The sequence below is a fragment of the Enterococcus sp. AMC1086 genome (genome assembly GCF_058216575.1).
This window is the reverse complement of the sequence record NZ_CM177100.1, coordinates 360,988-379,466: the sequence shown is the minus strand read 5'-3', so window position 1 is coordinate 379,466 and position 18,479 is coordinate 360,988. Positions and strand designations below refer to the sequence as shown.

21 protein-coding genes are annotated in these 18,479 nt (G+C 34.0%); 5 read left to right on the top strand and 16 right to left on the bottom strand.

Annotation, left to right across the window (positions count from 1 at the left end; translation table 11 throughout):
- Positions 1 to 28 precede the first annotated feature (28 nt).
- The 4 genes from AC4BC4_RS01895 to AC4BC4_RS01880 form a co-directional block, all read right to left on the bottom strand.
- Positions 29 to 949 carry a carbohydrate ABC transporter permease gene (locus AC4BC4_RS01895; RefSeq protein ID WP_438758838.1) on the bottom strand — a complete coding sequence of 307 codons (921 nt, stop codon included), beginning with the start codon at positions 947 to 949 and terminating at the stop codon, positions 29 to 31.
- 15 nt (positions 950 to 964) lie between these two features.
- Positions 965 to 1,912 carry an ABC transporter permease gene (locus AC4BC4_RS01890; RefSeq protein WP_490476603.1) on the bottom strand — a complete coding sequence of 316 codons (948 nt, stop codon included), beginning with the start codon at positions 1,910 to 1,912 and terminating at the stop codon, positions 965 to 967.
- Positions 1,913 to 2,145: 233 nt separating this feature from the next.
- Positions 2,146 to 2,751: a class I SAM-dependent methyltransferase gene (locus AC4BC4_RS01885; RefSeq protein WP_490476602.1), complete on the bottom strand. Its 606-nt coding sequence runs from the start codon at positions 2,749 to 2,751 to the stop codon at positions 2,146 to 2,148.
- A 10-nt stretch (positions 2,752 to 2,761) separates the two neighbouring features.
- Positions 2,762 to 3,352 carry a GDSL-type esterase/lipase family protein gene (locus AC4BC4_RS01880; RefSeq protein ID WP_490476601.1) on the bottom strand — a complete coding sequence of 197 codons (591 nt, stop codon included), beginning with the start codon at positions 3,350 to 3,352 and terminating at the stop codon, positions 2,762 to 2,764.
- A 277-nt stretch (positions 3,353 to 3,629) separates the two neighbouring features.
- Here AC4BC4_RS01880 and AC4BC4_RS01875 point away from each other — a divergent pair, with 277 nt between their 5' ends.
- From AC4BC4_RS01875 to guaA, 4 genes are all read left to right on the top strand, one after another.
- A complete protein-coding gene (locus AC4BC4_RS01875) occupies positions 3,630 to 4,313 on the top strand; it encodes a YiiX/YebB-like N1pC/P60 family cysteine hydrolase (protein ID WP_490476600.1) in 684 nt (227 codons plus the stop codon).
- A gap of 2 nt (positions 4,314 to 4,315) precedes the next feature.
- Entirely contained in the window at positions 4,316 to 5,407 is a 1,092-nt protein-coding gene (locus AC4BC4_RS01870) for a hypothetical protein (protein ID WP_490476599.1), read from the top strand.
- A gap of 106 nt (positions 5,408 to 5,513) precedes the next feature.
- Complete coding sequence (coaA, locus tag AC4BC4_RS01865; RefSeq protein ID WP_025869911.1) at positions 5,514 to 6,437, top strand: type I pantothenate kinase; 924 nt, start codon at positions 5,514 to 5,516, stop codon at positions 6,435 to 6,437.
- A 335-nt stretch (positions 6,438 to 6,772) separates the two neighbouring features.
- Positions 6,773 to 8,329, top strand: a complete 1,557-nt coding sequence (gene guaA, locus AC4BC4_RS01860; RefSeq protein ID WP_490476598.1) for a glutamine-hydrolyzing GMP synthase — start codon at positions 6,773 to 6,775, stop codon at positions 8,327 to 8,329.
- Positions 8,330 to 8,433: 104 nt separating this feature from the next.
- Here the strand turns inward: guaA and AC4BC4_RS01855 are convergent, their stop codons facing one another.
- The 10 genes from AC4BC4_RS01855 to AC4BC4_RS01810 all read right to left on the bottom strand — a co-directional run bounded on the left by AC4BC4_RS01855 (position 8,434) and on the right by AC4BC4_RS01810 (position 15,706).
- Positions 8,434 to 9,006, bottom strand: coding sequence for a DUF6037 family protein (locus AC4BC4_RS01855; RefSeq protein ID WP_490476597.1), 573 nt, complete (start codon positions 9,004 to 9,006; stop codon positions 8,434 to 8,436).
- A gap of 211 nt (positions 9,007 to 9,217) precedes the next feature.
- The gene (locus AC4BC4_RS01850; protein ID WP_490476596.1) at positions 9,218 to 9,577 is read right to left on the bottom strand and encodes a hypothetical protein; all 360 of its coding nucleotides are present in this window, start codon (positions 9,575 to 9,577) and stop codon (positions 9,218 to 9,220) included.
- The gene (locus AC4BC4_RS01845; protein ID WP_490476595.1) at positions 9,549 to 10,769 is read right to left on the bottom strand and encodes a site-specific integrase; all 1,221 of its coding nucleotides are present in this window, start codon (positions 10,767 to 10,769) and stop codon (positions 9,549 to 9,551) included. Before AC4BC4_RS01845 ends, AC4BC4_RS01850 begins: the two co-directional genes overlap by 29 nt.
- On the bottom strand, positions 10,747 to 10,965 hold the full coding sequence (locus AC4BC4_RS01840) for a DUF3173 family protein (RefSeq protein WP_490476594.1): 219 nt from the start codon (positions 10,963 to 10,965) through the stop codon (positions 10,747 to 10,749). Before AC4BC4_RS01840 ends, AC4BC4_RS01845 begins: the two co-directional genes overlap by 23 nt.
- 74 nt (positions 10,966 to 11,039) lie before the next feature.
- Positions 11,040 to 12,125, bottom strand: a complete 1,086-nt coding sequence (locus AC4BC4_RS01835; RefSeq protein WP_490476593.1) for a replication initiation factor domain-containing protein — start codon at positions 12,123 to 12,125, stop codon at positions 11,040 to 11,042.
- Positions 12,126 to 12,341: 216 nt separating this feature from the next.
- Positions 12,342 to 12,695 (bottom strand): hypothetical protein, encoded by a 354-nt coding sequence (locus tag AC4BC4_RS01830; protein WP_490476592.1) that lies wholly within the window; start codon positions 12,693 to 12,695, stop codon positions 12,342 to 12,344.
- Between the two features lie 531 nt (positions 12,696 to 13,226).
- Complete coding sequence (locus tag AC4BC4_RS01825) at positions 13,227 to 13,412, bottom strand: hypothetical protein (protein ID WP_207113416.1); 186 nt, start codon at positions 13,410 to 13,412, stop codon at positions 13,227 to 13,229.
- Positions 13,413 to 13,428: 16 nt separating this feature from the next.
- The gene (locus tag AC4BC4_RS01820) at positions 13,429 to 14,211 is read right to left on the bottom strand and encodes a hypothetical protein (protein WP_490476591.1); all 783 of its coding nucleotides are present in this window, start codon (positions 14,209 to 14,211) and stop codon (positions 13,429 to 13,431) included.
- Positions 14,204 to 14,707 (bottom strand): hypothetical protein, encoded by a 504-nt coding sequence (locus tag AC4BC4_RS01815; RefSeq protein ID WP_490476590.1) that lies wholly within the window; start codon positions 14,705 to 14,707, stop codon positions 14,204 to 14,206. The genes AC4BC4_RS01820 and AC4BC4_RS01815 overlap by 8 nt, the downstream gene beginning before the upstream one ends.
- A gap of 12 nt (positions 14,708 to 14,719) precedes the next feature.
- Positions 14,720 to 15,706: a radical SAM protein gene (locus AC4BC4_RS01810; protein ID WP_490476589.1), complete on the bottom strand. Its 987-nt coding sequence runs from the start codon at positions 15,704 to 15,706 to the stop codon at positions 14,720 to 14,722.
- Between the two features lie 70 nt (positions 15,707 to 15,776).
- Here AC4BC4_RS01810 and AC4BC4_RS01805 point away from each other — a divergent pair, with 70 nt between their 5' ends.
- Positions 15,777 to 17,348, top strand: coding sequence for an ATP-binding cassette domain-containing protein (locus tag AC4BC4_RS01805; RefSeq protein ID WP_490476588.1), 1,572 nt, complete (start codon positions 15,777 to 15,779; stop codon positions 17,346 to 17,348).
- Here AC4BC4_RS01805 and AC4BC4_RS01800 read toward each other — a convergent pair.
- Entirely contained in the window at positions 17,343 to 17,666 is a 324-nt protein-coding gene (locus AC4BC4_RS01800) for a hypothetical protein (RefSeq protein WP_490476587.1), read from the bottom strand. The two genes, AC4BC4_RS01805 and AC4BC4_RS01800, sit on opposite strands and share 6 nt — an antisense overlap.
- A 399-nt stretch (positions 17,667 to 18,065) precedes the next feature.
- Positions 18,066 to 18,455: a hypothetical protein gene (locus tag AC4BC4_RS01795; RefSeq protein ID WP_490476586.1), complete on the bottom strand. Its 390-nt coding sequence runs from the start codon at positions 18,453 to 18,455 to the stop codon at positions 18,066 to 18,068.
- Positions 18,456 to 18,479 lie beyond the last annotated feature (24 nt).

Genomic DNA, 18,479 nt, shown 5'->3' with positions numbered 1-18,479 from the left:
ATGAAACGATACTGTAAAGCTAGATATTCTATTCCTTAACTCCGCCAATCGTCAATCCTTTAACAAAATACTTTTGGAAAAATGGATAACTAATTGCAATTGGTAATGTTGAAATAACTACTATTGCCATACGAGCAGATTCTCCTGGTATCGCTGCCATTCCACCAGATAATTGATTACTTGCTCCAGCATTTTGAGTTAGATATTGAATATTATTTTGAATCTTCATCAACAAATACTGCAGTGGAACTAAACTATCTTTTTGAATATATAAGAGTGCATTAAACCAATCATTCCAATAACCCAAAGCCGCAAACAGACTAATTGTTGCAATACCTGGAACTGCCAAAGGCAACACGATTTGGATAAAAATCCGTATCTCAGAAGCACCATCGATTCGAGCAGACTCAATGATCGAATCTGAAACTGACCGTTTGAAAAAAGTTCGCATCACAATAATATTAAACGGACTGACTGCCATTGGCAAAATCAATGCCCAAATTGTATCTTTTAACTGGAGCAAATTCGTCATCACGATGTAATTGGCTACCATCCCTGGAGAAAATAACATCGTAATCAAACAAAAGACAGTGAAAAAACGACGAAACGGAAAATTAGATCTTGAAATCACATAAGCATAAAGCGACGTTGCAGTACTATTGATTAAGGTTCCGACCACTGTCACTATTACTGTCACAAACAACGCTTGAAAGATTTTATCTTGCATCTGACCAAACAAATAGGTATACCCGAAGAAACTAAATTCCGTAGGCCAAAAGCTATATCCATTAGTGGCTAGTGCTGTTTCATTAGTCAGCGAGATCGCCACAACGAATAAGAACGGCAAAATACAGGATAATGCGAAAACAGCGATTAGTACATTAAAAAATAAATTGACAGGTTTATTAAACGAACGAATTGCTACTTTTGAAACTGGCTTTTTCTTCAATGTTTTCATCCCTCCTTAGAATAATGCCGAATCATTGTCAAAGCGACGAACGATCCCGTTTGTAACCATCAATAACACAAACCCGACTGTTGACTGATACAAACCAGCCGCAGCTGTCATCCCGATATCTCCTGTAGCCGTCAGCCCATTAAAAATATAGGTATCCAAAACAGATGTGACCTGATACAACGATCCAGAATTTCTCGGAACATTATAGAACAACCCAAAATCTGCTCTAAAAATATTCCCCACAGCTAAAATCGTCAAAATTGTCATAAGCGGTAATAACTGAGGAATCGTTACATTCTTGATTTGTTGCCATTTGCTGGCACCATCCACCATCGCCGCCTCATAATAAGTAGGATCGATCCCCATAACAGAGGCAAAATAAATGATACTATTGTATCCGATCCCTTTCCACGTACCAATAAAGACTAAGATAAAGGGCCAAAATTTTGGTTCACTATACCAATTGATTGGCGTTCCTCCTCGACCTGCGATCCACTGATTGAACATCCCTTTGTCCGGACTTAAAAAGGCATAAACAAAATAGCCAATAATAACCCAAGATAAAAAATACGGCAAAAGAGACATCGTTTGATAGATCTTCACCAAACGCTTATTGCGCAATTCACTCATCACGATTGCAAAAAATACAGAAATGACAAGGTTTAAGACAATAAATGTCACGTTGTACAACACTGTATTTTTAGTAATCAAAAACGCATCATTAGAAGAAAATAAAAACTTAAAATTATCTAACCCCACCCAAGGACTCGTTTTTAAACTGGCAATAAATCCATCTGGTGAAATATGAAAGTCCTTAAAAGCTACTACGTTGGTCAAAACTGGAATATAAAAGAAAAAAATCATCCAAACCATTGCCGGAATCGCCATTATAATCAATGCTTTGTACCGCCAAACATTTGTAAAGAAAAGTTCGCTCTTCGACTTTTTCTTCATTTACCCAACTCCTTTCATCAAATTGTCTACAATAGAATTGTAGCGCTTTCACCAAAAGATAAGAATAAACAAAATATAGATATTGCTATAGAAAATATAGATGTTTGAATCATTTGACTAAAAAGCAAGCGTATTTAATCACTTTCTTCTATAGTATAATTAAGAAAAAAGCCAATTGATCAGAAAAAAAAGCGAAACAACTCGTTAATTGTCTCACTTTTTTTCTACTCTTATTAAACTTCTTTCACGCTTTTCAAAATATAGTAACCTTTGTCTTTTGTCACGATTTCTACATTTCCAAAAACTTCAGCCATTTTTTTCTCAGCACTTGGCGCACCTTGTTTCTTTTGGATCACAACAGTCAACGTTCCGCCGACAAGTAGTCTAGGATGCGCTTCACTTAAAATTTCATGCACTACTTTTTTCCCAGCTCGGATCGGTGGATTGCTAATGATTGCAGCGTATTGCTGTTCATGGGTATCAGCGTAGATATTTGATGTATGGATATCGACATTTTCAACATGATTTTTCTTCGCATTTTCTTGCGCTAAAGCCACCGCTCGCTGATTAACATCGATCATTTCTACCGTTCTACCACTGAATGAAGCTAACGTTAAACCAATTGGGCCATAACCGCAGCCGACATCCAACAACTTACCTTCTGGAAGATCTTCCCACTCAAACGCATCAATTAACACACGAGAACCAAAGTCCACCGTATTACGAGAAAACACCCCACTATCGGTTAAAAACTGAAACTTCTTTCCTTTTAATTCAAATGACCACTGCTCTAAATCATGAGCTAAGTCTGGATTTTCTGTATAATAATGATTATTCATTTTCTTCTTCCTAACTATTTTCTTTTGTCATCAGTCTACCTTTTATTTCCCGAACAATCAAGGCAGCGAGTAAGTCATAACCCGTTTTAGAAAAATGTAGTCCATCTGCTTGTAAAAATTCATCTGTGCCAGGGTAAACCACCATTGCTTTGTATAAATCGATGACAGGTATTTCATATTTAGCGCCGATCACTTTTACTCGTTCTACATATTCACGAATCCGATCATCATCCCGCGTTGGTTTTCTAGCGCAATCTACATATGGCGGTGTGAGTAACACGACTTTTTCTTTACCGATTTCAGTGATCATTGTTTCGATATTTTCTGCGTATTTTTCTAAAGAAACTAGATTGTCGCTATTCGTGTCATTGGCACCAAAAAAGATCGTTACGATATCAGCTTGTTCTGCTAAGACTTCTTTTTCCAAACGTTTCATTGCGTCTTGCGTAGTATCTCCCGGCATCCCAGCATTTACGATCATCACTTCTTCATAATGTCGAGACGCCAGATCTTCAGTGATCAGATTTTGTAAAATCGGCGTGATGGCTTCCTCGCCGTATCCGGCTGTGATACTATCTCCAAATAAAATGATTTTTTTCATTACGTATTTTCCTTTCTCAACTCGTTTTCTTTATTTATCATACCACTGAAAAGGCCGTTTTGCCGAGGCAAAGAATTATTTTAGTGTAGTTCCACTTTAAATGAGAATTCTTAATTCTATTTATGTTTAGTAGAATTAAAAAACAGATCTTAAAGATTTGTATTTCAGACAAAAAACAAATTAAAACAACTAATTTATTTGACATGACATTCACATTATTATATAATCAAATCCAACTAATTCGCGATTAGTAAAAAATATAATAGGTGGTTAAGATATGAAAAAAAGAAATTGGTTATTTGTTGGTATCGTTATACTTTCTACATACATTTTTTCTGCTACACAAGTCCTTGCAGTTGAAGATTCTGAAATCAGTACAACTTCAGAAGTGAATACTTTAAATGATTTGAATTCAATTTTTCCAGAAAGCGAACAATGGGAAGAGGATATGAAAAATGAAGCAAATAACGCTCCAGTTGAAATAGATCCAAAGGCTGTTGGACGCGCTAGAGCAGGATCATGGTCATGGCGCGACGGTGTCATTTGTATAACAGATTCATACGCTTCTAGTCCCCTTTTTAATAACGGTCATGCGGGAATCATGGGTGCTAGTCGCTGGTATACAACAGTTGAAGCCAACCCTAATGACGGAGTACAATTTAAAAGCGGTGACTGGCCTTCTCGTTTTGGCGGCCAAGTATGGCAAGTTGGCGTAAAAAGTACGTCAGTTGCACAAGATAAAAAAGCTGCCTTATGGGCTGAAAAACAGGTTGGAAAAAAATACAATAACAATTTTTTGAATAGAGGTACCAGAAGTACTTTCTATTGCTCTCAGCTAGTTTGGGCAGCATATAAAGACACAGCTAACGTTGACTTAGACACATGGCGCTATGCATCTGCTGTACATCCGTTTAAACTTCACCAAACAGACAAAACAACTTTGATTTATAGGAAGAAATAAATATGAATAAAAATGTTTTAAGAAAAATAGGGCTAACCTCCCTATTTTTCTTACTTATGCTTGGCGGATGCCAAAAGACAACTGCACTAAAAACAGAAGAGTACGATATAGCTATTATTGATTCAAAAAACATCACAACCTTTCTTGAAAAAGACGATAAACTAGAAAAAGTGGAACAACTTAAACGAACAGATGGAAATCTAAATTTTTGGCGCAATAATTTTTGGACAATGGATAATCATTACTACACAAAAACCTCTGAAAATCCCAAACTTGAAGTTTTCTTAGCAAAAATTGGTCGTGACTTATCAATTGATCTTGTCAAAGCAGAAGGAAATGATGCCTATACTTCAAATGTAGATGGAGAATTTTTCTATACTACCGCCTGTTTTAGTGATCGAACTGAATTTTATAAATATGATAAGAACCTGAAACTACGGTTGAAAAAGGAACTCCGCAAAAAAGAAAGTATCCTAACCAATCAATTGATCCCTCTGGGAGAGTATCTCTACGTTTTATGTGGCTATACTAACCCCGATGACGGATCAAGTAAAAATATGTTGGTGAAAATGACAAAGGAATTTGAAGTGATCGAAGAAACAGATTTAGGTGATGAAACAAGTGCATACATGAGAATGGTTCATTTTCAAAATAAACTTTATATTACAGAAGCCAATACTGGCATGAGTGCAACTGGTGAACCAGGAGAAGCAAATCGTGTACTTGTATATGATCTAGCAACAAAAAATCAAGCGCATCTCACTTTGACTTATCCTTATCCAATGGAAATATATGTAGACGAGCCAAACGAAAACCTAATCATTCGTCACTATGAGCTCTATGTAAAAAGTTATACATGGACCGTTTATAACTTGAAAAATCAATCAGAATCGTTCATTCATTTTCCTGAATACGAAAAATTGGAACAAGAAAAACATATAAATCCTCCATTTTTCACTCAGGATAGTGGTTATTACTATTTTATGTTCGATGATCAACTCACCAAATATGATCCTAAAACGAATACACCTATCAAACTAGACTTGTCAGATTATGACTTTGAAGATACAAGTGCTTTGATTATGAATAAATAAGAATACACAACAAAACTCTACTTTAACCACTCAGTAGGGTTTTGTTGTTTTATGAAAGATGCTATAATAAGCACAGAAATAAATGTTGGCTTTGGTGGAGGAACCGATGGACGATAAAATGAATTATTACCCCATTTCACGGAAGGAATGGCAGGGCTTCTATCATAACGGCAAAGCGCCTCTGACAGAAGAAGAATTAGAAGATATTAAAGGCTTCAATGATCAAATTTCATTGCAGGATGTGCAGGACATTTACGTGCCGCTGACCCATCTGATTCATCTATATATGAAAGAATTTGAGTCTTTAACTGTTAGCAAAGGGCTGTTTTTGCATGAATATGTGCCTGTTCCGCCTTTTATCATCGGGATCGCTGGTAGTGTGGCTGTTGGAAAAAGTACCACCGCTCGCTTACTGCAGCTGATTTTATCCAGAACCTTTAAACGCCGCAATGTCCAACTGATTACAACGGACGGCTTTTTGTATCCGAATAAAGTATTGGAAGAAAAGGGCATTATGGATCGGAAAGGATTTCCAGAGAGCTATGACATGGAAAAGTTGATCGACTTTTTAAACCAAGTCAAAAATAGCCAAGAAGAAATCAAAGCACCGCTTTATTCTCATAGTGTATATGATATTATCGAAGGCGAATATGAAGTGATCCAACAACCAGATATTCTGATCGTTGAAGGAATCAACACTCTACAATTGCCAGCCAATCAACAAATTTACGTCAGCGACTTCTTTGACTTTTCGGTCTTTGTAGATGCAGAACCGAAGTTGATCGAAAAATGGTACCTTGAACGTTTTGGCGCCTTACTCGATACGGCCTTTCTTGATCCAGATAATTACTATTATCAATATGCGATTGGAAACCGTGAAGATGCCTTTGCGATGGCAAAAGAAGTTTGGAAAACGGTGAATTTGAAAAACTTAGAAGAATATATCTTGCCAACTCGAGGCAGAGCGGATATTATACTTCATAAGACTGAAAATCATATCATTGATGAGATCTTTATGCGGAAGTACTAAAAGAAAGGCTGAGCGAACTCGTTCAGTGCTGACAGAAAAATAGGGAAAAATGATTGTGACGTTTTTTGTCACTAGCCTTTTTCATCTTTTTTCCGAAGCACTAGTTCGTGAAGCTAGATCACAAAGCAATACTTAACTTGATTCTAAAGGGGTCAGAATTTTCCTAACGGAAAATTCTCCATAAACGGTGTAAAAAAAGCAGGTTCTTCGGCAATTTCCTAAATCATATACAATCCGAAAAACGGATTCCACATGATTTAGTCCAATTGCTCGAACCTAAACGCTTTTTTTACAACCTCTTTTTAGATAAATCTAAATGGATAGGGGTAATAAATGTGACCAATGTTGCCGATTTGACAACTGTCGAAAAAATTATTGTTTTAGACTTTGGTAGTCAATATAACCAATTGATTACTCGACGTATTCGTGAATTTGGCGTGTTCTCAGAATTATTGAGCCACCGAATCACAGCGGATGAAATCCGTGCCATGGCACCAAAGGGAATTATTTTCTCTGGTGGCCCAAATAGTGTTTATGATGAAAATGCGTTTAGTATCGATCCTGAAATTTATGAATTAGGCATTCCAATTCTAGGGATTTGTTACGGTATGCAACTAATGATGCATAATTTAGGCGGAAAAGTTGAGCCTGCTGGCAACCGTGAATACGGCAAGTCAGAGTTATCACTTTTGATTCCTGATTCACCTATTTTTAAAGGAACACCTGAAAAACAAATCGCTTGGATGAGTCATGGTGACCTAGTCGCTGCCATCCCTGATAGCTTTGAAACTGTGGCAACTAGCGCAGATTGTCCGTTTGCAGCAGTTGAAGATACAGACCGCAACCTTTACGGTGTGCAATTCCATCCAGAAGTTCGTCATTCTGAATATGGCAACGACTTATTACGTCACTTTACTTTTGATATTTGTCATTGCGAAGGCGACTGGACAATGGGCAACTTCATCGAAATGGAAATCAACAAAATCCGTGAACAAGTCGGCGATAAAAAAGTGCTTCTTGGCCTTTCAGGCGGCGTGGATTCAAGTGTTGTTGGTGTGCTTTTACAAAAAGCCATTGGCAATCAATTAACTTGTATCTTTGTGGATCATGGTTTATTGCGTAAAGGTGAAGCAGAACAAGTAATGGATAGTTTAGGCGGAAAATTCGGCTTAAACATCATTAAAGTAGATGCAAAAGAACGCTTCTTAGATAAATTAGCTGGCGTTTCTGATCCAGAGAAGAAACGGAAAATCATTGGAAATGAATTCGTTTATCTTTTCGATGATGAAGCGACAAAACTTGATGGAATCGACTTCTTAGCTCAAGGAACTCTTTATACAGATATCGTAGAAAGCGGAACTGAGACAGCGCAAACAATCAAATCTCACCATAACGTGGGCGGATTGCCGGAAGATATGCAATTTGAATTGATTGAACCGTTGAATACTTTATTTAAAGATGAAGTTCGTGCATTAGGAATCGAATTAGGTATGCCAGAAGCGCTAGTTTGGCGCCAACCATTCCCTGGTCCTGGTTTAGGGATTCGTGTTCTTGGTGAAATTACCGAAGAAAAATTAGAAATCGTGCGTGATTCTGATGCGATTTTACGTGAAGAGATCGCCAACGCTGGTTTAGATCGTGATATTTGGCAGTACTTTACTGTGTTACCTGGCATCCGTAGTGTGGGTGTGATGGGTGATGGTCGTACGTATGATTATACTGTGGGTATTCGTGCAGTGACTTCGATTGATGGAATGACGGCGGACTTTGCGAGAATTCCTTGGGATGTATTGCAGAAGATTTCTGTGAGGATCGTGAATGAAGTGGATCATGTGAATCGGATTGTTTATGATATTACGAGTAAGCCACCTGCTACTGTTGAGTGGGAGTGAGAGAAAAAGCCTTAGAAGTCCTTATTTAATAGGATTTCCGAGGCTTTTATTTTTGTTGTGATAACAATTTGATAACAGTTTATTTTATTTCAAAATAATCTATATCATTTACTTACATATTCTTGAGGGGAAAAATAGTCCTTTCTTTTTTCAGGAACGTTTGTCCAACAAGAGCTTACATTATGTTTTTTACAAAATTCATAAGTTGATTCTCCCAAATATTGTTTAGTTTTTTCGAAATTTTGTGCCTTTCTAGTATTATAAGTTTGCCATCCACAAAAATATATTTTATCTGACTCAGGTACATCAATTTTTTTATACTGGGCAATTTCATGTGGTTGAACATTAGATTTACTGTATTTAGGAGGGATTTTCTGTGCAAAATACTTCAAAAATTTATAAGAAGTCAGACCTTCTTTACTTGGTTTTAGATTAAGTATGGTGCATAACTTATAAAATACCTCATCAGGAAGTGACTCTAATTGAAATCCTGTTCGTAGCTTCAACACAAAACTATAATTTTTATCTACGACTCCAAATAATAATTCAAATGGCGTACTATCAATAAAAAAAATAACTTCAAATGTAACTTCACTATACGTAAAACAAAACTTTTCTTTTGTAACCTCATTTTTTCTCATATCCAACAATAATGGTTTAATTTCCAACAATTTCATAAATTCATAACCCCCTCAGTCTTAGTACTAATACATTTATCTTACTTAATGGGCTAAATTACGTCAAATGATTTCTACCGCACTTCCGTTTGCTAAACTCAATTTTTCATAAAGAAATACAAATCATTTCTTTACAAAAAATCAAGCGCTATTGGTTGGATTGAGTTTGAACTAAAAAGAGGTACTCCTTATTGGAATACCCCTTATCTGATTATGCAGGTTGTTTTTTCTTAATACTGATTCCTTCCGCTTTAAAGGAAAGAGCGATAAAGCCATTTTGTACGTACGGATTACAGTTGACCCCTTCCAACGTTACAAAAGTTTCTCCTGCTTTGTCTAGCTCACTTTGAGTGATAATTGGTTCAGAGCTTGGAATAGATACCCGAATACTCTTGTATTTCTTATCCTTCATGAGAAGTTCATAGGTGTATCCGTCAATTTCTCCCGTGCGCTCATTTCTTCCAGTCACTTCATTTTTTTCATATTTTGGTTTAGGTGCAACCTCCACCAAAAGTAATTCTCTTCCCAATTGTCCCACTAAATCAAAATCTTTCATTTTCCATTCTGCCATATTCCATTCCCTCTTTCTTGATATATTGGTTGCCTTGAAAGGCTTTTTTCTTTTCTTCTAGTTCTTTATTTGGTTGCCATGTCAATACATGGGTAAGCTTTGTTGCGACCTCCCGATTCATATTTGGGTATAAATGTCCATAGGTGCCTAACGTTGTTTTAATATCCTCATGCCCTAAACGATCTTTGATGATTAAAGGATTTTCTCCCATAGAAATCAGTAACGAGGCATGAGAATGTCGCAAACCATGGATCCGTATCGGATGAATCCCTGCCAATTCCGCATGACGGCGGATAATGTGTCGTACCGTATGTTTATTGGTTGGGAGTCCATTATACGAAAGAACGTAGGTTGTTTCTTGTATATTCTTTTGTTGGAGAGCCTGCCATTCTCTTAAATAAGAAATCGTTGTGTCATCCAGTGCCACAAGGCGCTTACTTGCTCGTGTTTTTGTTTCTACAACATAACATTCTTTTGCATTTTTATAAAACATTGATTTACTAATTGACAGTGTCTTTTCTTCAAATTGAATATCCGATTCCCACTGTAGCGCTTGGGCTTCTCCAAAACGCATACCCGTCATAAAAAATAGCCACAACACCATAAACAAAAAATGTTCATAATAGTCTGTTCGGTCAAAAGTAGAAAGAAGCTGTTCGAATTCCGCTTTCGTCCAAAAATCAACTTCCGCCTTTACTTTTTTCACGTTTCCCACTGTTTTTGCAGGGTTTTGAGAAATCATCCCCAGTTTGTATGCCCGTTCCAAACTCATGGAAAACAAACCATAGATATTTCTTACATATGCATTACTCATAGTTTTCATGAGTTCATTCTGCCATTTTTGAATGAGTATCGGCGTAATCACTGACACTTTCTTTTTATAAAACGGCTTAAAATGTATCTGCATAGAAGATAAGCGGTTTTGATACGTCCGTTCTTTCACTCTGCCTTGATACCATGGAAGAAAAATGCTTTCAAAATATTCCCCATAACTCATGGTACTATTTGTTTTAAATGCCATTTTCCCATAATCATTCATCAATTCATTATAGGCCTGTACTGCTTCTTTACGAGTGGCAAATCCTCGTTTTAGTTTTTGGATTCTTTTTCCTGTGACATCATCAAATCCCAGACTGGCAACATAATAATAGGTGCCTTTTTTCTTATCTTTATACACATTCGCCATGGGCATCCACCTCTTTTACAATTTCCAAAGTGATACCTAAAATGTGCTCCACAGCGTGAACAGGAACTCGTCCTAGTCGGTGACTTTTGTAATAATCAAATCCTTCTTGTACCATGTAATGCTTGGCTAATCGGATAATCGTTTGTGATTGACTGGTGCCAAATCCCAGTTGAATCAATTCTTCTTTTGTAATGGTAATCAATTAAATTCTCCTATCTTCCTTCCATTGATTACCCTTCCTGTGCTATACTTAAAGTGTCGAGTTTTAAGTGGAGCTTAGGAAGAGGTCTCGTTGGACTTTTTTTCTAAGTTCTCTTTTTTTGTTTGGTCATAGACGATCTCTATTAGTTCCTCTCGTCCAATATCTATTAAATGGTCAGCGATTTTTTTCGCTAAAGACCGTGTATACTCTGTTTCTGCTACCAAGTTATCTAGTTGTTCTAAATGCCCTAAAGCTTCATGTTCCGCTAAAAATCGAAATGCTTTGATTCCTGCCAATCCCCCACCATGAATCAGCCAGTCTTGTGTATTCGTTAATCCTGTGACTTCATATACTCTTGAAAGGTGAAGTGGTTGAATGTTCCCTAAATAACGTTCCCATGGTCGCCAAACCTTTTCCCATGTATCATCCGTGTAAAAGGTCAATTCATCTTTTACTACGCCCCGTATCAGCTCTTCTAAAGAACGGTCATCAAAGGCGATTACTTTTGCCATAGAGTGGGCTACCTGCCGTTTCAGCTCGATTTCCAGTCGTTTCCATGAGCCTATTTCTTCTACTGCACAATGTTTCTGTTTGGCTGTTTCCAAATCTTTGTCATAGATACGAAACATCACATCAGATTTCCTTCTGCCAATATAGAGAGTGAAACTTCTCTTATTCCCTATTGCCGTACTTTGGAAAACATCTGGTTTGCGATTTCGAGAATAAAACTCTTTTTTCTCTGTCTTGGCAATTAATTGCTTCACTGTAAAATATGGCTGTTCGTTGCGGTCGTCTAAAGCAACGTCCAAACGTTTCACTTCAAAGAAACCGTCAAAATAACGAAACAACCGCTGAAAGAACTTACGCCAAGTTAGCCCCATTGCCTGTAATAAGCGTTCATAGATAGTACAGCCTTCCCCACTTAGGACTAAGTAACATTCCAAATTTCCTGTTTTAGGCGTTTCCTCTGTAAATACTTTAATCGAACCGTACGTATAACAAAGGTCATACGGTTTGTGTTTTACTCGCCCATTCTCAATCAGAAAACAGGAAAGGTCAATTTGTAAAGCCATTGTTAACACTTTCTCAATTTCATAGCCATGAAAGACAATCTGGAGCCAGTCAATTTTAGCAGTCACAAACTCTCTGCTTCTCGTCACTTCCACCTCCATTTTGTGCCAAAATCGTGCAGGCACTTTATGGCTATAAAGCCTCGTACAGCAAGGGTTTCACACTAGTTACAGGTAGTTTACACAGTGCTATTAGAGAACACTGTGTCTCCGCTTCGAAAGCGAAGCTCCCTCTTGCCATCTCTCCTACGCTCCATCCGTCGGGCTATGCCTTGGAGGCTCGCTCTAGGTGTAACAGGAAAGCTGTCAAGATTTCTTTCGTTGAAACGGCTTGTCCATTTTCCCTGTCTCTACTGCTTCAATCCGTTGGTCTAGTTTGTTGGCTCTCTGTACTAGTAAAAACAATTGACGTTCTAGTGAACTAGTAGCTTTAATTTGCTTTTGCCTGTCTTCATCTAGTGTCCGAATTACTTTTATTAACTTGTCAAAGAGCTGTTTGTTTTCCTCTTCTGCTGATATTTTTCTTTTTTCTTCCTTAAATACAAAGAGTATAGCTTCTTTGATTGGTTGCCCCCGATTCCGAAGAGTAGAAACTTGATGAAACTTTTCTATATCTGCTTCTGAAAACTGATAGATTTTTGTGTAGCTTGTCTCTCCCACTTGTTTTGTCTTCCGTTTGAACGAAATATGACATAATTCTTCTGCCAGCTTTCGCCATCTATGAAAGGTTGATTTTAAAAAGAAGGTTGCTGATGGGATTGAAGATGAAAAACTAGATGTAATTCTAAAAGGAAAGCTAGACATTACAAGAGAAGAAAAAATAGAATTAATTGAACTTATATTTGATTCAAAAATAAAGGATGAATTAAAGCGAGCTGAAATACAAATTGAAAAAAGATTTGATGAATATGCTACAGGATTTCGTGCGATTCGTGCAAATGATATGTCGATTTTGGAAAAGAATGATTATTTCTCAATTGATCAGGATAACGATGAATTTTTATAGGTAATTAGATTTTTTATTAAATAGATTAAATTTAATATCTATACAAATGCTACCGAAAGTTAGTAGATATAAAAAATATGAATCTCTTGAATTAACTAAGAGATTCATATTTACTATTCAGTTTGATTAGCTAAAAATAAATTGTAAATCATTAAATCAGACACAACATATACTAACATGCAGTCTTATCTCCAACCAATTATTGTATTATTATTTACCGCATTAGTATTTGTATTAATATTAATATTTATTGCGTAAGTCAATATTAATACTACTCCTACAGCCAAATAAACAGCAAGATATCTTGGTGATACATCTTGTCCTCCTTGACTTACGCTATTTATTGAAGCTCCTACATTTGCATCATACATCAGTAACACCTCCATTCTATTTTAGTTCAACTACAAAGACATGACAATTCTCTTTCTCGTTTTCATATTTTAATGTTCCACAATATGAAGGATAAAAGTCTTTTTTTGCTTGTATATGAGTAACTGATTTAATGACTACCTTACTTGTTTTTTTTATACTTTTCTTAAAGAAAAGATTAGTATAAATATTAACTGGATTATATATCCTTGCAAATAGGTTCTGTTCAGGATTATCGATATTAGAGTAAATTGCTATTAATTCAAAACTATTAATCTCCTCTAGATGTTTCAAAATAGTTATATTTATATTGGAATCATTTTTTTCAATTACAGAAAACATTTTATTAGCTGTAAATGATGAATAAAATAAATCATCCATAAAACTGTTTTCTCTGTAATAAAAATTTTTAATTTTACATTGAAGTTTTCCATCTGAAATTTCTTTTTTGGTAAACGCTCCAAATGGATCTATCACAGAATTATCCGCCTTTAAAAATTTTTTCAAGAGATAACCAGTCTCATCGTCTTCTAAATATTCTCTTAAACACTGTAATTGAAATAAAAATAAGTCAACCTGTTCAATTATCAACTTATCATTCTTTGAATTAGATTTAGAAAGAATAGATTTATATACACTCTTAATATCATTTTTTTGGGCTAATTCATTAATAATAATCTCTGCATTATTATTAATCTCTAAATAGTTATCTTCCAAAGAACATGACTTTAACACAATCTTATCATCTTCCCTCACTAATACACTATTATTTTTTAACATAGGTACATATTCCTTATTCATGATATGGTTCCTCCCGTTGATTAAATATAGCATAATAGTACTCATTACTTTCTAAAGGCAAAGATAATTCAAACTCTGCGTTAACATATTTATCCAGTATGAGTTTTCCAGCTTCGTTTGCTCTAATACTAATTTTAGTAGAATTTTCAGACAACCATTCAAATACATTACTATAATCACAATTTATTTTTTCATAGCCTTTATCAAACCCCGCGAATAGCAAAACAGATGCTGTTGAATTTAATAGAACATTTGGATTCGCTATTAATAACAAACCTACTATTTTATTATTGTACAAAACCATAATCCAATTTTTGTCTTTTGAAAATAATATGTGTCTAACAACTCTCGGAGAAAACACTTTTTCTAGCTCATAATTATACGAATCTAATGCTTCATAATACCCAAATCTATTATCTTTATATCCACCTAATTTTTTTAAAAGTTTATTGATTAGAGAAAAATCATTTTCTTCAGCTTTTTTTAAAATATACATACACTTCTCCTTTTAAATCAAATTATACAAATAAATATTTTCTTCCTTATAAACATGAGGCAAATCCAAATCTCGTAACGACAATGAATCTACAGTAGTTAGTTCACTTAGAGTCTCAGTTATAATTTCTAAATTTAACATTTTCTTTAAATCTTTAGAAGCAAGATATTCATCTAAAGTATTATTTCGCAAACTCCAAACGACAAAAGGTAAGTATGGTGATACTAATATTTCACCATAAGCATTTATATTTAAGTATGGTAAATCTTCCTCTTCTTGTATCATAAAAAAATGATCCATAGGATCGCCCCATTCAATTTTAAATTTACTTCCTTTTTGTCTAAGTGCTCTTTCTTTAGTATCAATTATTTTTTTTAAATTTTCATACTCACTCTTAGATAAAGTTATCTCCTCCTTATTTTCTAATCCTCTACCTATAGGCATAAATGGTTGAAATCTAACTTCAAATATATTACTCTCTTCACAAAAATCTATAATTTGTTCTATTTCATGTATGTTTTTTCTATGTGGCAATACAGCTACTCCCACAGTAAATCCTTCTTCAACAGCTATTTTTATAGCTTGTTTTACATTACTTAATTTCCCTTTTGAATTTCTGACAAAATCATAGCTCTCATCAGAAAAACCATCTAGACTAAACTGAATTAAATTTATACCAGCATTTTTTAATTCTTTAGCTTTCTTTGAGTCAAACAAAATGCCATTACTAACCATATTGATTGATGTGACTGGAGAAATTTCTTTTATTTTTGGGACTACGTTTTTTATAAATTCAAATTCTAATAGAGTTTCACCACCACACAAACAAATTGAACTTACATTTAATTTGGCGATATCCAATAAAACTCTTTCTTTTTCCGCATGACTCAAAACCTTGTTCTGATAACAAGGAGATAGATCTCCGCTAGAATTAAAACAATGCTTACACTTCAAGTTACACTTGTAAGTCAAATCAAATGATGCAGATGTAATGTTCATAAATTTTCACTCCTAATCTAATTTTTATGTTAAAATTACAATATTGAATCCAAAGACTGGGGGAACTAAGATGGAAGTCATAAAATTTATTAAGAATTTTAAAGAAGGAAATTCTATTAAACTTTTTTGTTTCATAGTAGTAAATGTTTTTTTAGCTTTGTTAACAAACGTTATTCCATTAATTTCAGGAAATTTTATTGACTCTCTTTTAAAAGCAGGGAGCATGGATGTTATTTACAGTTTTGTGAAATTACTAACAATAGTTGTCGCTATTCAGTTAATTCTAAATTTTTACTTACAAATTATTGAGTCAAAAATTTCTACTAATATAGCTTATAATATTATTTTATCAATAGAGTCTCACTTGAATACAGTTGAATTTCTCACAATTGACTCTCTAGATACCAAAGATGCTAGTCAGAGGATATATACAGATTCTCAAAATGTTTCCGTTTTCATTTTAGAGACATATGGAATGATTATATTGAAAGGTCTTAGCTTTTTATCAGCATTACTTTTACTGTTTACATTCAACAAGCAACTAACCTTTATGCTCATAATATTAATCACTATATACATATTATATATAAGCTTGTTAAAAAAGTCACTATATATTAAACAAATGGATGCAAAAAATGCTAGCTCGAAATACTTTTCCATTGTTCAAAATAATATAAATATTATAAAATATAGCAGTCTATATAGACTAATAGATCGAATCAAAAAAAGTACTTACCAAGGGTACAAAAATTTACAAAAATCATTAATTAGATATAAAATTTTTTCGTTTAATTTTATTTTAGGTGATAACCTTTTGTTCCTTTTAGCGCAAGTTGGAATTTTTATTATTGGAGGTAAATCTGTAATCAAAGGAACACTATCTATTGGAGATTTTTCAATTATGATATCTTATTTTAATATTCTTTTAGAATCAGTAAAGTACTTTTCAAAATTCATCTCAACTTATACAGAAGCTAAAGTTTCAGTATCACGATTAAACAATTTTTTTGAACTTGCAAAACAGAGTAACGGAAGTGATACACCTAATAAAATTTTAACTTTAGAACTAGAAAATATATTTTTTTCATATCCAACAAATTTTTTACCAACAATTTCAAACTTCTCTCAAAAATTTAAAAAAGGAAAAATTTATTGTCTAATTGGAGCTAATGGATGTGGTAAGAGTTCCATCCTAAATATCATTGCAGGATTATTCACAAATCTAAATGGTGAATATAGAATTAATGATATTGATTTCACTAATATTGACAGAGACTATTTTTATGAAAACACTCTATCTTATACTATGCAAAAAAATATTTACGTCAGTGATGAACTTTTATCTGAAATTACTATAAATGAAATTGGAAACTATTTTATAGATCAATTTGACCTTAAATCAAAAATAGATATTCCTTTGAATCAACTTTCAGAAGGTGAATTAAAAAAATCTAATTTAATACAGTCTTTTAGTAAGAACAACGAAATCTTATTATTAGATGAACCTACAAATCATCTTGATTTACATTCAAAACAAATAATCATAAATTTTTTATTAAAAATTAAATCAGAGAAAATTATCATCATTGCTACTCATGATAATTCTTTAATAGAAATAGCAGATGAAATTGTTGAATTATAATTTTTTATTTCTTCTATAAACTAAAGTAACTATAATAAAAATTATGCCTAATATTTTAACAATTAAATTATCATAAAGAATTAAAAGACAAGGAATAAATATTGGTACTAGCCCATATGCCCATTTAACAAATAATTTACCAGCTCTTCTTTCATTTTCATTTTCCGGAGTCGCTTTGTAACTTTCAGTATCAAAAGGATTTCTAGCTAGGAAAAGTCCATTAAATTTGTCAGTAAGAAACGCTAATAAAAAAACTACCAAACTAAAAACAATTAAAAACAACACTATTTGATTTGTTGAAGAAAAAAAATTTTCCATTTTACATCCTCCCTTATTGAAATTTTTATTTATCTATATTTTAACAGAGTAATTTCAAAATATCAAAATACCATAAATCAATACTTGATAACATATTGATAACACTTGATGGTAGAACTGGTCATTTAAATTAATTTAAAAACCTTCAAAACTCTTTAAAATTAATAACTCCCCTCTTATTAATATTCATTAATTTTTGAGTGGGAATAAAGAGCCAACATAATAAGGATGGGGAATGCCGATAAATCAACGTTTTTCAACTTATGAAATGCTTGATTTTCATTAAAAATGATATGGTTCCCTACCATTTTCCCTACCAAAAACCCCTGTCAGGATAAAGCTTGACAGGGGTTTATTTTTTGTGAACCTACTTTTTATAGCATTCTCAAATTATTTTCTTTATCTAGCTCTAATATTTTCAAAACATAAGATATACCCTGCAAAATCTCCCCAGCGTTTTCTATCTTCTGACGAGCTAAGTTTTTCTATCCAACTAGCATCTAGTTCTAATTGCTCAGCTAGCTTATGGAATGCCTTTAGATTGATCATAAATGTATTGTGATAGCTAGTTCTTAATTTATCCTTCTCCTGTTTCTCTTCCCTTGAAAAATAATTCCAGTTAGTTCTCATATTAGAATAAGCTAAAGCTGAATCTATGACTTCTTTCCATAGCTCATGTAAATACTCGTCTTTGCATTCCAGTACATTAAGAACAGAGTTGTAAATTTCCAATGCTTCTTCGAAAGACATTGAATCATTTTTTTGTAGATAAGCTTTATAATCAAGCATTTAGCCATCTCCTTTTTAACATCA

What these genes read in the sequence shown, in the direction of transcription:
- AC4BC4_RS01870 (WP_490476599.1), top strand. Translation starts at nt 4,316, where the DNA reads ATGAATAAAAATGTTTTAAGAAAAATAGGGCTAACCTCCCTATTTTTC.
- AC4BC4_RS01890 (WP_490476603.1), bottom strand. Translation starts at nt 1,912, where the DNA reads ATGAAGAAAAAGTCGAAGAGCGAACTTTTCTTTACAAATGTTTGGCGG.
- AC4BC4_RS01885 (WP_490476602.1), bottom strand. Translation starts at nt 2,751, where the DNA reads ATGAATAATCATTATTATACAGAAAATCCAGACTTAGCTCATGATTTA.
- AC4BC4_RS01880 (WP_490476601.1), bottom strand. Translation starts at nt 3,352, where the DNA reads ATGAAAAAAATCATTTTATTTGGAGATAGTATCACAGCCGGATACGGC.
- AC4BC4_RS01825 (WP_207113416.1), bottom strand. Translation starts at nt 13,412, where the DNA reads ATGTATGATGCAAATGTAGGAGCTTCAATAAATAGCGTAAGTCAAGGA.
- AC4BC4_RS01875 (WP_490476600.1), top strand. Translation starts at nt 3,630, where the DNA reads ATGAAAAAAAGAAATTGGTTATTTGTTGGTATCGTTATACTTTCTACA.
- AC4BC4_RS01820 (WP_490476591.1), bottom strand. Translation starts at nt 14,211, where the DNA reads ATGAATAAGGAATATGTACCTATGTTAAAAAATAATAGTGTATTAGTG.
- AC4BC4_RS01810 (WP_490476589.1), bottom strand. Translation starts at nt 15,706, where the DNA reads ATGAACATTACATCTGCATCATTTGATTTGACTTACAAGTGTAACTTG.
- AC4BC4_RS01845 (WP_490476595.1), bottom strand. Translation starts at nt 10,769, where the DNA reads ATGCCCATGGCGAATGTGTATAAAGATAAGAAAAAAGGCACCTATTAT.
- AC4BC4_RS01805 (WP_490476588.1), top strand. Translation starts at nt 15,777, where the DNA reads ATGGAAGTCATAAAATTTATTAAGAATTTTAAAGAAGGAAATTCTATT.
- AC4BC4_RS01850 (WP_490476596.1), bottom strand. Translation starts at nt 9,577, where the DNA reads ATGGCAGAATGGAAAATGAAAGATTTTGATTTAGTGGGACAATTGGGA.
- AC4BC4_RS01815 (WP_490476590.1), bottom strand. Translation starts at nt 14,707, where the DNA reads ATGTATATTTTAAAAAAAGCTGAAGAAAATGATTTTTCTCTAATCAAT.
- AC4BC4_RS01855 (WP_490476597.1), bottom strand. Translation starts at nt 9,006, where the DNA reads ATGAAATTGTTGGAAATTAAACCATTATTGTTGGATATGAGAAAAAAT.
- coaA (WP_025869911.1), top strand. Translation starts at nt 5,514, where the DNA reads ATGGACGATAAAATGAATTATTACCCCATTTCACGGAAGGAATGGCAG.
- AC4BC4_RS01800 (WP_490476587.1), bottom strand. Translation starts at nt 17,666, where the DNA reads ATGGAAAATTTTTTTTCTTCAACAAATCAAATAGTGTTGTTTTTAATT.
- AC4BC4_RS01795 (WP_490476586.1), bottom strand. Translation starts at nt 18,455, where the DNA reads ATGCTTGATTATAAAGCTTATCTACAAAAAAATGATTCAATGTCTTTC.